Origin of the sequence: Aliinostoc sp. HNIBRCY26, from assembly GCF_050235535.1 — a bacterium.
Taxonomy (GTDB): domain Bacteria; phylum Cyanobacteriota; class Cyanobacteriia; order Cyanobacteriales; family Nostocaceae; genus Trichormus.
Window position 1 is genome coordinate 2,798,423 of sequence record NZ_CP189852.1, and the last position, 14,128, is coordinate 2,812,550.

Annotated in this window: 12 protein-coding genes; 9 read left to right on the forward strand and 3 right to left on the reverse strand. The window is 41.9% G+C overall.

Features of this window, described 5'->3' with window-relative positions; translation table 11 throughout:
- Positions 1 to 269 precede the first annotated feature (269 nt).
- The 3 genes from ACQFX9_RS11890 to ACQFX9_RS11900 all read right to left on the reverse strand — a co-directional run bounded on the left by ACQFX9_RS11890 (position 270) and on the right by ACQFX9_RS11900 (position 3,541).
- Positions 270 to 1,607 (reverse strand): flavin-containing monooxygenase, encoded by a 1,338-nt coding sequence (locus tag ACQFX9_RS11890; protein WP_427162195.1) that lies wholly within the window; start codon positions 1,605 to 1,607, stop codon positions 270 to 272.
- Entirely contained in the window at positions 1,591 to 2,415 is an 825-nt protein-coding gene (locus ACQFX9_RS11895) for an SDR family NAD(P)-dependent oxidoreductase (protein ID WP_427162196.1), read from the reverse strand. The genes ACQFX9_RS11890 and ACQFX9_RS11895 overlap by 17 nt, the downstream gene beginning before the upstream one ends.
- 148 nt (positions 2,416 to 2,563) lie before the next feature.
- On the reverse strand, positions 2,564 to 3,541 hold the full coding sequence (locus ACQFX9_RS11900; protein ID WP_427162863.1) for an SDR family NAD(P)-dependent oxidoreductase: 978 nt from the start codon (positions 3,539 to 3,541) through the stop codon (positions 2,564 to 2,566).
- A gap of 794 nt (positions 3,542 to 4,335) precedes the next feature.
- On the opposite strand from ACQFX9_RS11900, the gene ACQFX9_RS11905 reads away from it, so the two are divergent.
- The 9 genes from ACQFX9_RS11905 to ACQFX9_RS11945 all read left to right on the forward strand — a co-directional run bounded on the left by ACQFX9_RS11905 (position 4,336) and on the right by ACQFX9_RS11945 (position 13,994).
- Positions 4,336 to 4,953 (forward strand): hypothetical protein, encoded by a 618-nt coding sequence (locus tag ACQFX9_RS11905; RefSeq protein ID WP_427162197.1) that lies wholly within the window; start codon positions 4,336 to 4,338, stop codon positions 4,951 to 4,953.
- A gap of 10 nt (positions 4,954 to 4,963) precedes the next feature.
- Positions 4,964 to 5,341, forward strand: coding sequence for a hypothetical protein (locus ACQFX9_RS11910; RefSeq protein ID WP_427162198.1), 378 nt, complete (start codon positions 4,964 to 4,966; stop codon positions 5,339 to 5,341).
- On the forward strand, positions 5,289 to 8,036 hold the full coding sequence (locus ACQFX9_RS11915; protein ID WP_427162199.1) for a hypothetical protein: 2,748 nt from the start codon (positions 5,289 to 5,291) through the stop codon (positions 8,034 to 8,036). The genes ACQFX9_RS11910 and ACQFX9_RS11915 overlap by 53 nt, the downstream gene beginning before the upstream one ends.
- Before the next feature lie 204 nt (positions 8,037 to 8,240).
- Entirely contained in the window at positions 8,241 to 8,996 is a 756-nt protein-coding gene (locus ACQFX9_RS11920) for a hypothetical protein (RefSeq protein WP_427162200.1), read from the forward strand.
- Between the two features lie 4 nt (positions 8,997 to 9,000).
- On the forward strand, positions 9,001 to 10,068 hold the full coding sequence (locus ACQFX9_RS11925; protein ID WP_427162201.1) for a hypothetical protein: 1,068 nt from the start codon (positions 9,001 to 9,003) through the stop codon (positions 10,066 to 10,068).
- 22 nt (positions 10,069 to 10,090) lie between these two features.
- Positions 10,091 to 10,906, forward strand: a complete 816-nt coding sequence (locus ACQFX9_RS11930; RefSeq protein ID WP_427162202.1) for a hypothetical protein — start codon at positions 10,091 to 10,093, stop codon at positions 10,904 to 10,906.
- Positions 10,907 to 10,987: 81 nt separating this feature from the next.
- Positions 10,988 to 11,680, forward strand: a complete 693-nt coding sequence (locus ACQFX9_RS11935) for a hypothetical protein (RefSeq protein WP_427162203.1) — start codon at positions 10,988 to 10,990, stop codon at positions 11,678 to 11,680.
- A 10-nt stretch (positions 11,681 to 11,690) separates the two neighbouring features.
- Entirely contained in the window at positions 11,691 to 13,235 is a 1,545-nt protein-coding gene (locus tag ACQFX9_RS11940) for a TrbI/VirB10 family protein (RefSeq protein WP_427162204.1), read from the forward strand.
- A 231-nt stretch (positions 13,236 to 13,466) separates the two neighbouring features.
- Entirely contained in the window at positions 13,467 to 13,994 is a 528-nt protein-coding gene (locus tag ACQFX9_RS11945) for a hypothetical protein (RefSeq protein ID WP_236144843.1), read from the forward strand.
- Positions 13,995 to 14,128: the final 134 nt, after the last annotated feature.

Consider the following 14,128-nt stretch of genomic DNA (forward strand, 5'->3'; position numbering starts at 1 on the left):
TTTTGGCTGAGAAATTCGGTCGAATACAATGGGTTTTGGTTGAGGAATTCGGTCTAACAGTCACGCGCACCGGACAGAGATAACCTTTGCTGTTACAGGAGGAAAATCCACACTGCAATCTGCATACCCTACGTATTTGTTCAAAAATCAAGTGGGAATCCTATAAATATGGTACTTTTAGTTTGTAGTGAGAAATATGGTACTTTTAGTTTGTAGTGAGGACTTTAGTCCTCGTCTAAGGACTAAAGTCCTTACTACAAACCTCTAATCTAATTTGCTATTACCTGATTCTGAAAGTCGTGATTTTGACGTTCTACTTGATGGGCTTTTTTGACTATCTTATGAAATGAACGGTTAGTTTTTTCCCATTGTCTAAAATATTTATGTGGGTCACATAAATGTGTTCCTGGTAGCTTGTGTCCCATTTCTTTTAACACTAACCCCAGAGGAATATTAATTTCATCTTGCAGTTTTAGATAACGTGCAAAAAGTGGCCCATAAGCAGAAATAATTGAACCTACCCCACCCCGTGGTTGTTCCCAACCGATAAAATATAATCCTTTGTAATCATCTAAAAATGAACCTTCATAGCATTTAACCACTGACCCTTCTACGCGTTGAAGTTCTGGGGGAAGGAAGGGGTAGGAAACATAGTAGCCAGTTCCACAAACGATAAGGTCAAATGCTTCGCGAGTACCATCAACAAACTCGACTTCATCGCCAGCCAAAAAACTCACTCCTGGTTTAGCAGTGATTCGACCGTGTTTGATGTAATAGGGAACTTCACTATTTAATGTAGGATGTTTCTCAAAAATTCGGTGTTTGGGTTCGGGTAAACCATAATCTTCATGTTTGCCAAAGGTGAGACGGATGAGTAAATGAGTCATCAGTCTTTGATACCATAACGGTGATGAACCTTTGGCTCGGTCTGCAACGGGAACACCAGCAAAGGTTTTGGGAATAAACCAGACTGATTCCCGCATACTTAAAACCGACTTAGCAGCTACACGCGCCGCTTCTGCTGCGACATCACAAGCGGAGTTACCGCCACCAATGACTAACACTCGTTTACCTCGCAATTGATTAGGGTGTTTGTAATCTTTGGTGTGGATAATTTCCCCGGTGAATTCTCCTTTAAATTGGGGAAAGCGTTTGCACCAGTGATGACCATTGCACATTAACACCCCTTTATACAGGCGTTTTTCCCCATTATCGAAGGTGACTTCCCATAGGTTATTTTCTACTGGTCGCACGTATTTGACTTGACGATTTAATTCTATGTTGCGCCGCAGGTCAAAATGATCAGCGAAAGAGTTTAAGTAATCCCGCATATTTTGCGCGCTGGGGAAGTCGGGATAACTATCCGGCATGGGGAAATGAGTAAATTGGGTAATCTTGCGGGAAGATATGATATGTGCAGTTTCATACACACCGTGATACCAATTACCACCGATATCATCACTAGCATCAACTTGATCGTAGGATATATTGGCTGCTTGCAGTGCTTGAGCCATACCCAATCCTACAAATCCTGCTCCAATAATGAGATGTTTGTCTTGAGTAGCGACTAGGTTTTGAGTTGTATCTAATTTACTTACTGTCACCACGTTTTAACCTCCTACCAAACCCAGCATTTACCCAGTCGAGTAGCTGAGGGAAATATCTTTTCAGCAGATGCACAGTTTTAGCCGTTTTATCTGGAAATACGTGCAGTTGATTGCGAATAATGCCTTGAATTGTGGCACGCATCACATCGGCGGGGTCTGTCACCAAATCTTCTGGAAATCCCTGAAATTGTTTGGCGAGAGTGCCGAAACGTTCTGATTCCAGAATGGGGGTACGGCTAAAGAAAGGATAAACTGCTGTTACTTTCACATTGTAGTCTTTGAGTTCTTGGTATAGTGCTTCACTGAATCCACGCAAGCCAAATTTGCTGGCTGCATAATGAGCCATCCCATTAATTGCTGACCAACCGGCTAAGGAGGACATATTGACGATGTGACCTTGGCGGCGAGTAATCATGTCAGCCGCAAATAAAGCACTTAAGCGCATGGGAGAGAGGAGATTTACCTGCATAAGACGTTCCCACTTATCTTGGGGGACTTCATCCATGCGACCAAATAAGCCAATGCCAGCATTATTAATGAGAATCTCAACGGGGATGTCTAAGGCTTTGACTTGATGATAAAGGGTTTCACATCCGGCGGATGTAGATAAATCAGTCGCAAAACAAGCTAACACTTCACCTGTTTTGACTTGTTGTTGAATTTCTGAGACGCGCTGACGCAAGACAGTTTCATCTATGTCTGTCAAAATTAGTCGGCTACCGGCCGCTAACAATTGTTTAGTTAGTTCCTGTCCAAATCCACCGGATGCACCAGTGATGAGAATAACTGTCTGGGATAGTTGGGTCATTTAACAATTTGAGGGATTGGGGACTGGGGACTGGGGATTGGGGATTGGGGATTGGGGATTGGGGATTGGGGATTGGGTATGGGATTTTTCTTTCCCTATACCCCTATACCCTTACACCCTTACACCCCTAAACCCCTTGAGAGTCTGATTAAATCTTAGGGGATTGGAGGGCGGTTAAGAGAAGAAGTGACCACGGGACTTTAATGTCTGGGATGAGTGAAGGGTTTTTTCTGAGGTTGGGTATTGCAGCAGGAATGAGAAAGCGTAGGGAACGGAGGGATGCGGGTAAGTTGCCTTCTTGATCGACTATGCCGTATTTTTGGGCTAGTTCGGCGACAATATGCACTTTTCCGGTGCGGCGAATCAGGTTTGGTTCAGTGGCTAGTTTGGCGATGACTCTTCCTGTTAATAGGGGGGTTTCCCAATTGAATCGCTCACTCAGAACTGAGTTGCTGGGATTAATATTATCTTGCTGTGCTAGTTCGGCGGCGAGGGTGGAAAAGAGTTCTGTCCCGACGATTCCCGGCCAGATGGAAACGGCTGTGATGTTGTATGGTTTGAGTTCTACAGCCATATCAGATGCTAGGCGATCGCAGCCTGATTTACCAGCACCATAAGCTGCACCAAAGATATAAGAAAGACCACCCCAAGAGGAAATATTACAGATTAATCCCTGTCCTTGCTTTGCCATCATGCGGGCAGCAAACACGCTGGCTATATAATGACTACGCAAACCGACGTTGTTACAAGCATCCCACAAGGACGGTTCACTTTCCCAAAATGGTTGACCTTGTGCGTCTTTTAATGCTGGGACTCCGGCATATACATTATTTACCAGTAAGTCGAGCTTTCCCTGTTGCTCATCTTGGATACGTTCAAACAGTAACCGCACTTGCTCATCGTCGCTGTGGTCTACCTGTACAGGAATACACACACCGCCAGCTTGTTCTACAGCTACTTGTGTCTCTATTAAACTACCTGCAACCTCATCACTGGAGTTTGGGTTTAACCTGCGTCCTGTAATATACACAGTCGCTCCCGCTTCTCCTAGTCCAATGGCAATTCCTTTGCCTAGACCTCTGGTTGCACCTGTGACTAACGCCACTTTCCCCTCAAGGTGTTTCATGATGATTGTTGGTTGGTAATTAGTCAATGGTTAATAGTCAATAGTCAATAGTCAATAGTCATTAGTCATTAGTCAACAGTCATTAGGGAACAGGGAACAGGTAACGGTTTTTTCATCTCCCACCTTGTCTATCTTGTCTACCTTGTCTACCTTGTCTATCTTTTCCCCAGTCCCCAATCCCCAGTCCCCAATCCCCAATCCCCAAAAAAGGAATCAGTAACCTTTTAGACTAGACATTTTGCCCCCTATCCAGTAACCTAGTGCAGAGGTTATTGGCTAGGCGATCGCCAAAATCATACAATTTAATTAACGGTGGTTTTACGTGCAGTCTTTCAGCCTGGAGAACATTTCCCTGATTCTCGGTAGGCTCAGTAGACTAGAATTCTTATCTGTGAAGAAGTTAAGAGAGGTGATTGTAGAGTCAACTTAATTTACCGTTATTCTATCATTTATTAGGCTTCTTGTAGCAGAAAAAATAATTAAAAATAACTTTTATGCTCAAGTTTTGTCCTAAAAGATTTATTGGTTGATTTATTTAATTAGCCGTCAGTTTTGCCTAATATCTAACTCTCAATATCATATTTAAAGCCAATTCACAGAAAATAGCAAATTTCTATTTAACTCAACATTAAAATGTTGTTAACTAAATTTTAACAATTAACAATGGTAGGGGTAGATATTCTAAATAGGGTCAGACAAGTTTTTGAATAACAACTGTTATCTTATGCTAAATTATCAAAGTTTCAACATCATAACTAAGCTTATATTTGCAATCACTGTAAGGACATTGGTAAATGCCTAGACAAATTGTTCATGCCAAAAAGAATACGCAAGTTTTAACAGCTAATGCAGCCCCTGGTACTGGTAAAGTGAGAAAGAAATTAGCATTTTTGTGGCTACAACTAATTGAATCAGTACCGTTTTTATTAGCTTGTACTGTATTTTTAAGCGTGATCAGTTTAAAAAGTCCTTTGCTGCTGTTTTGTTTGCTATTTGGTAGTTTAATCACCATAGTTATACAACAAATTGGACAGCAGTCAAATTTGCCGAAACGATGGTTAATTCTCTGCCAAATCTTAGCAGTGGCTTTGATTATGAGCCTGTTTTGGTTAGATTATTTCGCTGCACCGGCTCAAGCGCAATTTTTCAGACGAGCTGAAGATTTCTTCAAAAATACTTTAACGCAGGGGACAGCAAATAATAATGGTCAAGCAGCAGTCAGTTTAATATTCAATATTCTCAGAGGCATTTACTTACTATATATAGCGATTTCTTTGGTTGGTGTGATTAATGCAGTCCGCAAAGACGAAGATTGGCAAAGTGTAGCGAGAACTCCGCTTTTAGTAGTAGTAGCTGTCACAGTTGCAGATGTTCTCACAGGCTTTGTGATTGGCGATAGTAGCAATAAATAATTAGTTAGTTATGTCTGAGGAAAAACAGCAAGAGTTTCGTCCAGTTAATCAGATTCTCGGCTCTCAACCGTCACTAGGGCCAATTCCTGCTGATCAAATATTTCCTTGGACAGTCATTGTTTTAGCTGCTTATTTCATCGTCAATGGAGTTTTTGGAGGTTTATTTACAGATGACTTTCAAAGATGGTTATGGACTGTACTGATTGCGGGTTGGGGAATAGCAACCTGGTGGATTTTAAGTGGTGGTAGGAGTTGGCGGTTTTTAAGTAAATTTATCGGAGTTCCCACTTGGACAAGAGGCTTTGCTCGTTATCAAAGCTTGTTGGAAGTTAACCATGAAGCAAAAAATCGGAAAACAAAGCGTCGGTATCGGCGGACAAGAAAGTAGATTAACGCCTTTTGAAGACGCACTGCATTTATCGACCATGCTGCGAATTTTATTAGATGGACGAGATGTTGGTGCGTATATTTTAACTAAGGGAGTTCAAAAAGATAGATTTTGCTTTGTTTTTGGTTTTGAGTGTCGTGGTATTCATACCACTTTAAGAAACGAACAAATAGATACGATTTTTAATAACATTGAATCGGGACTCAAGGATATTCCTGAAGGTGAAAGGATGACTCTGCACATGGGTTCTTTTAGTTCCGATGGGGAACGACAAAGGGAACTTGCAGATTTAATTAAAACGACTCAATCACGGGATATTAAGTATTTATTAATGGCGGAGAGAGCCAGAATTAAAGAACTGACGAATGCGGGATTACGTAAGCCGAAATTCTTGAGAATTTATGTAACTTATACAATTGAACCCAACGCCAGCCATGCTAATGACTGGATTGAAAAACTGTTAGGTAAAGGGGAAAGTTGGTGGTTAAAATTTAAGGGTGATATCGCAGAAGTTGAAAATCAACGCATAGAAACTGTGATCATCCGAGCTTACCAACAAGGCTTTTGTCGTTGGGAACAGTTACTATCTAACAAAATGGGGTTAGATATCAAACCCCTGAATGCAGATGAACTCTGGGAAAATGTTTGGCGCAGATTTAATGACACTCCAGCAATTCCTATTCCCCAATTAGTTCACTTAGATGAAAGTGGACTGCATGAGCAAGTTTATTCAGATTTACCCAGCACCAAATTACTCATTGAAAATATCCACAGTACAACCATGTTAATGGAAACTGGTGTGCCTTGTGCCGATCGCAGATGGGTAAATGTAAAGAATAATTACATTGGTGCGCTGACTTTCCTAGAAAAACCAGGTGGCTGGCCGAATAAATTTGCTCAGTTGCGTTACTTGTGGGAACTCCTAGCGCGGGAAACAATAGTCGATACAGAAATAGTCTGTGAACTGACACCAGCTAACCCCGCTTTAGTCAAAACCACCTTACAGAGAGTGCTGAAACAGTCCAACATGACAGCACTGATGGCGCAAGAAAAAAGTAGAACTATTGATGTTAATGCTCAATTAAAGTTAAAAAAATCCGTCGCAGCCCAAGAACAATTATATGAAGGGGCGATTCCCATTTATACGGGGTTAGCAATTTTCGTGCATCGTCCCACTGTCGAAAAATTAGACGAAGCCACCAGATATATTGAAAACTGTTTCCAACGACCGGCACAGGTAGTCAGAGAAATAGAATATGCTTGGAAGATTTGGTTACAGTCTTTACCTATAGTTTGGGAAGGATTATTAGTTAAACCCTTTAACCGTCGTCAATTATATTTAACTAGTGAAGTCCCAGGGTTAATGCCTTTAGTTTTAACCAAAGCAGGCGATAAAAAAGGCTTTGAATTAATTGCGGAAGAAGGCGGTACACCCATACATTTAGATTTATTTAACCAGCACAAGAATTTAGCCTTATTTGCTACTACCCGTGCAGGTAAATCAGTCTTAGTTTCGGGAATTTTAACCCAAGCCTTAGCCCATAATATTCCTGTAGTCGCCCTAGACTTTCCTAAACCTGATGGCACATCTACCTTTACCGACTATGCCCAGTTCATGGAAGGGAACGGTGCTTATTTTGATATTTCTAAACAATCGAATAACTTATTTGAGCAACCAGACTTGCGATCGCTAGATCCAGAACAACAACGCGATCGCTTGCTCGATTATACTGCCTTTTTGGAATCAGCCCTAATGACAATGGTCTTAGGCTCATCCAGTGAAAATCAACTCTTAGCCCAAACCGTTCGTTCCCTCCTCAACTTAGCCTTAAGCGCATTCTTTGCTGATATCGGTATTCAAGAACGCTATCGCATGGCTATAGAAGGCGGCTTTGGTTCTCCAGCTTGGCAAAAAACCCCCACACTCCAAGACTTTCTGCATTTTTGTTCCCCCGAACATCTCAGACTCGACTCTGTGAGTGGTAGAGTTGAAGACGCACTTAGCCAAATTCACCTCCGCTTAAGATTTTGGCTTTCCAGCCGTGTCGGACAAGCCATCTCTGCACCATCTAGCTTTCCCACCGACGCGCAATTATTGGTATTTGCACTGCGTAACCTCTCCGATAACGAAGATGCGGCGGTGTTGTCATTAAGTGCATATTCCGCCGCCTTACGTCGCGCCTTAAGTAGTCCCGCTTCTATCTTCTTTATCGATGAAGCCCCAATTTTATTTGAATTTGACCAAATTTCGGATTTAGTCGGCAGGATGTGCGCCAACGGTGCTAAAGCTGGTATTAGAGTCATCTTATCAGCCCAAGACCCCGATACTATCGCCAAATCTAGAGCCGCATCTAAGATTTTACAAAACCTAACTACCCGATTAATTGGACGCATTCAACCAGTAGCCATAGATAGTTTCATCAACATCTTAAAATATCCCCGTGAAATTATCGGACGCAACGCCACCGAAAGCTTTTTCCCTCGCAAAGAAGGAGTTTATAGCCAATGGTTACTAGATGATAACGGTATCCATACCTTCTGCCGTTATTATCCAGGCTATGAACAATTAGCAGTAGTCGCCAACAACCCCCACGAACAAACCGCCCGTCAACAAGCAATGCAAATTTATGAAAATAAATATGAAGCAATTTCCACATTTGCCCGGCAATTAGTTGCTGCATTACGTGGTAGTTAGTCTTATCAATTCAAAATTCAAAATTCAAAATTCAAAATTAAGTTATGTGACCAATTATTCCTTGATGGTACAAGCCCCTAAATTTATTTATGGATAGAGACATTTTAAACTTTGCTTGGTTCAAGCCCTCGGATTTATCCGTGGGTATTAATTGCGAATTGCGAATTGCGAATTGCGAATTGTACTGACTGGGGTGACATACATATGAAAAAAACTACTTTATTAACTCTGATATTCTCAACTCTCTTAATTTTGCCTGCGATGGCACAATTAGGTAAAGTTTGGACAGACTTTCAATATTACTCTACAGACTTTCAAAATTATCTGAGAAATAACCTCAATGACAGTTTAGATAATAACTCTCAAAATGCTCTGAGTAACTCTCGCGGAAATTTAAATTTACCTAACCCTGTAGATGCAGGCAAACAAGCCCGCCAAGGTATCTTATTTTTTAACACCATTCCCGATAAATTTGAAAACAACCAGGCAGTATATTCTAACTCAGTTACTAACGAAATTAACCGAGTCATCACCCGTAGTTCCGTAGTCGGTGTTTTAGGCAGAGATGCCCAAATCAGAACCAAAAATAAACTAGAAAATACAGAACAAACAATAGAAAACATTACCAATATTAGTAGTGAATCTGACGGTATACTCGGTAAAATATTGGGAGCTATACCCACAGATAACCCTGTCAATATTGCCTCTAGAGAACAATCTAATTTACAGTATCAAAGCATTAGAATCCAAAGCGAACAATCCAAACTCATCGCTGAAACTCTAGCGCAAAACCTCCAAACCAATCAATTTATCCAATACTCCAATTTAAACCTAGCCAACATATCCCAACAAATAGAAGAATCAAATCGGGCGCGACGAATAGATTCTGCCACAGAAGCCGCCAGACTCCTACGCACCACCTCCCAAATCGATTTATTCGGGACAAAAACCGATAACTAAAGCTATGAATAACTTTGTGCCTTTGCGCCTTGGCGCGAAACAAATCCTAGCTGAAATTGGTATCACCGACACCCTCAATAATGGTGTCACAACAGCACGCCGCCTAGCAGAAAGCTGGGACAATCAATGGCTAGACCTACTACAAAATAATACCAGTAACAATTTATATGGCGCATTAACTAACTTAGGTATTTTCTTCGCCGTTGGCACACTTTTATTTTTCATGGTTCAATGGCTCAAAGATGTTATTCATAGTGAATATTCGCGCCCGATATCTGCATTAGTTTGGCCGTTTATTGTCGTAGTCTTACTCAGTAATGCTGGGAATGGTAGTATGCTTTCAAGTTTGACTTTGGGTGTGCGTAACTTTATTAACACAGTCAATCAACAAGTCATCACCACAGCCAATGGGAATCTAGTTTATCAACAAGCATTAAATATGAGTGTGGCTGAAGAAGTCGCAGGCTCTTTACTGCGTCCTTGTCAATCATTGACTGGTGAACAACAAAACCAATGTTTAACTAAAGCCAGCGAGAGAATTGATAACCTCTGGCGTGAATATAGAAATTTATATGGGAATCAAGTTTGGATTAGTAGATTAGAAAATCAAGTGAATCAGATTAGATTCGGTACCGGAATTGTTACGGAAACTAATTTTAATTCACTATTAGGAAATACAGTACAAACTACAATTAAAAGCTTTCTGATATCATTACAATTTGCCTTTCAAAACTTAATTGAAGCCACAATGTTGCTGATAGCAGCTTTAGGCCCTTTAGCCGTGGGAGGTTCTTTACTACCCGTAGCTGGTAAACCGATTTTCGCTTGGATTACAGGATTTTTAGCGGCGGGAATTGCCAAAATATCCTTTAATATCATTGCCATTTTAACGGCGGCGGTGATAGTGAATGGCCCGGCGCAAGACCCCAACGCCAATCCTGATTTAATGTGGTTTATGATCTTCTTGGGCGTTTTAGCCCCTTTATTATCTTTAATTTTAGCTGGCTTGGGGGGAATGTCAGTTTTTAATGCGATTAGTAATACATCGGAATTGGTGAGAGATAGACTCTAAATTGTGAGGGTAGAAAGTAATAATGACTAACTTGTTAACGAGAAAGAAAGAACAGAAAATTAGTGCAATCACAATTTTTGCGATCGCCACTTTTAGTTTACATTTTTTAGTATTATTAATTCTCCTCTCCCAAGGCTTAAACATTCGTCAATTAAGCCTGCGAAAACCTCCTAATTTTGTACAGACAATTGATGGTCAACCTATTAACAACCTCGATGAATTAGCCAGAGAACCCCAGGCCATTCGTCAGTTTGTCAGTAAAACCATGATTTCCATGTTTAACTGGTCAGGAAATTTACCACCACAAAATATAGAAGAAGTCGCCAAACCCAAACCAGACCCAGGAATTTTAGTCAGAACCCCCAACGGCGGGAGTCAAAAAGTTACTACTAGTAGTTGGGTTGCGAGTTTCGCCATTTCCGAAGATTTCCGCAAGGGTTTTTTGAGTGTTATAGCTGATATGACCCCTCCAGAGGTATTTGCTATTAACCCCAACCAAGCGATATCCGCAGAACTGGTAATTAAGCGAGTCTATCCCCCTGTACAACTTGCCCCTGGACAGTGGCGTGTAGGTATGGTGGCTGATTTAGTGCAGACAAAAAAAGTTGATGGACAAAAATTAATTACGCCCTTCAATAAAGACTTACTAGTACGTGCAGTAGATTATTTTCCCTCTCCTTTATCCTCTAGTAGCACCGACTTACAAAAAGCAATTTATAGTAGCCGCGCTGACAAATTAGAAATCTACGAAATCCGCAATTTATGTTTAATAGATAGCTACAGTAACGGTAATAACGAACAAGCTAACCCCTGTGCCAATAATAGTTTCATCAGATAAAAATCTTGATAAACCAATTAATTTCACATCATCAATGAATTCTCCCCAATCCCCAGTCCCTAATCCCCAGTCCCCAATCTTATGCAATTACTCAAATCGGAAACGAAAAAAAATAGTATCCTCCCCCTCCTAGCTGTCGGAACATTTGGCTTACATCTGTTGACTTTACTGTTGCTGATGTTTCACGGGTCAATGTTAGAACTATTAAATCGGCGATTAACACCCCGTAGTCTAGTACAACTTGTGAATGGGAATGCCATTACAGTAGACCCCAAATCAAGTGCGGAACGATATCCAGAAACTATCCGTCGCTTTGTAGGTGAAACTATGACGCTGATGCTTACTTGGTCATCACAACAGCCACCGGCTGCTATTTGGGAAAGTAGCTCATCGTTATTAGTGAGTAATTTACAATCAAAATTTTTAACTGAAATTAATAATTTGAATTTAACTCAGCAATTTGGCAATGCTAATAGAAGTGGTGAACATATATTCATCGTTGAGAAAATTTCCCAGCCAACTCCTATTGGTGAGGGTAAATGGCAAGTCGAAATGAGAGCATATCAATTAATTTTTAATAACTCTGATAACTTAGGCAGGTCAATTCCTTTTAATAAACAGATTTTAGTGCAAGCCATAGATGAATCAGCAATTTCCCTACCGAATAAACCCTTACCGTGGCATTTAGCCGCTTACCGTTTGGGTGAAGCGCGGTTAGAAATTTATAATATCTGCGACATTGAAGACAAGAACTGTTCCACTAAATCCAACTAAGCAACACACCATGACTCCCCATTCCGGTATTACTGAAACTCCGCCCATCTCACTCACACCCTTACCTAGTGAAGATTTGCCCGTAGATGACTGGGAATCACAAATGGCAAAATTAGTGGGATTGGAAGAAGAATCCCCCGATGTGGAATCTGCACCTGCTGTAGATCAACCATCTCCAGAGACTCCCATCGCAGATCCCACAGAACAACCCCTGTCATCTAATCCCTTTGCCAAGTTGGCTTTAGTGGGAACAGGAACTTTGACTGTGGTGTTAGTGGCTGGTGTATTCCTCACACAGATGATGAGTGGCACTAATCAAAAGCCCAAGTCGAGTAATATAGTTGCATCGCCAACCCCAACACCTACTGCTAGTTTGTCTCCAGAGGAAAACCTGCAACAAGAGGTAGAAACGCTCAAAACAAAGTTAGCTTTGGCGGAACAAGCCCAAGCAGTGAAACAGGCACAACAAAGCCTCCGCAATAGTACCATACCCACTGCCCGCCCAACGGCTACTCCCACCATCCAAACTAACCCTAGTGTGAGAACCGAAAGATTTCCTGTGTCGCAGCCTACACCCAGAACTGTGGTAATTGAGCGAATTCCAAACAACCCCTATTTACCGCCACCCATCCCCGTTGCTAATTCTGCCATCCCACAGCTACCACCCCCTCCAGTAGCCCCAACAGCCACACCATCCACACCCAACCCCTTTGCAGAATGGTCAAGGTTAGCTAAGTTGGGTAGTTATGGAGAGATTAACACAGGTAACGCCCCGCAAATAGCCGCAACTGCTCAACCACCGGCTAATAACTATGTGCCACCCCAGCCGATTAACCCCGATAGCTATCGCCCACCCTCCAGAATAGACCCTAATACAAGTATAGCTAGATACCAAGTTCCAAAATCTTTAAAAGTAGGAACTAGTGCTAAAGGGGTACTAGCTACGGCAGCTTTTGGTGAAACTACTAGAAATAGGGGTGATGATAGTAACAGCGATAATCCCAATATGTTTGTCGTGCAGTTGCGAGAACCCCTCAAAGATAGTAGTGGCGCGATCGCTTTACCTGCAAAAACCGAGTTATTAACGCAAGTAAGTTCCATCTCGGAACAGGGTCTAGTCCAGATGAAGATAGCCAAAGTCCTCATCCCCAGTGATGGTAATCTCACAGAAAGAGATGTCCCCGAAAACGCCTTACTGATTCGCGCTGGTGGAGGTAGACCCCTAGTAGCACAACAATATCCCAATCGCAGTTCCTCAATAGCCTCAATGGACGCAGGTTTATTCGTCTTAGGTGGGATAGCGAAAGCCGCAGAGTTATACAATCGCACCGATTCCCAAGTCACCGTCAACGGTGGTAGTACCGTCGTCACCAACGACTCCAACCGCCGAAACATCGCAGCAGGCGTACTGGAAGGTGGTTTAAACTCCGTCGTTCCTCAAATTTCCCAACGCAATCAACAAGCGATCGCCCAAATGATGCAACAAAGTAACGTTTGGTTATTACCTGCGGGTACGGAAGTTGAGATATATGTCAATCAAGCAATGCAGTTTTAGTGGGGACTGGGGACTGGGGACTGGGGATTGGGGACAAGGTAGAGAAAGCAGGGGAAGCAGGGGAAGCAGGGGGAGAAAAAGGATAACTAATGACTATTACACTTCCCACTCATTACTCAGCACTCATTACTCATTACTCATTACTCATTACTCAGCACCGGCTAAACGCCGCGCTATCGCTAACAGCACTCAGCACTCAGCACTCACAACTCAGTTTAGGTAATATTGAACATGAAACCTCATTTCGGTCACGGCGTTTCTCTGATATTTACAGCTGCAATACTATTATTGGCTGGTCGTGCTGCTGCAAATAATGCCGTTTTGCGTTCAATTTTCTCTTGTCAAGCTCAAGGTTTGGGGGGAGTCGTACCCACGATTACAGTGTGGTATCAACAAGGAACAAATCTAAGCTTTATCCCCGCCGGCGAAACTATTAGAAAAGTCTGGCTCAATGACCCATCGGAGGTAACGTTAGATTTTGATGGGTCTATGTGTATGCAGTTTGGTCAAGAAAATAGTGGCGATTGTAAAAACTCTGGTGCTAACGTCATTCAACTGCGACGTATTCCTAAACTTAATATTCCCGGACTGCCTAAAACTAATAATACGCTTTTAACAGTAATTACAGAAGCTCAAGGTCAACCCAAACTATATACTTTCAGAGTTCTTTATGGAGATGATGCACCGGAATATCATACTTTGGCGGTTTATGCTGATCCCCCTCCGGCTGGACAATCCTGTGTCAGAGTTTCTCGCTAAACACTAATCTAAGATGTTAACTGGGTGAGATAAACCAATTCGCAATTCGCAATGGGCTAACGCCCCGCTTCGCTAACGCAATTCGCAATTATAAAAGTGTGTGTAGGTTTTTTACAAACTATGGTCGAATAACT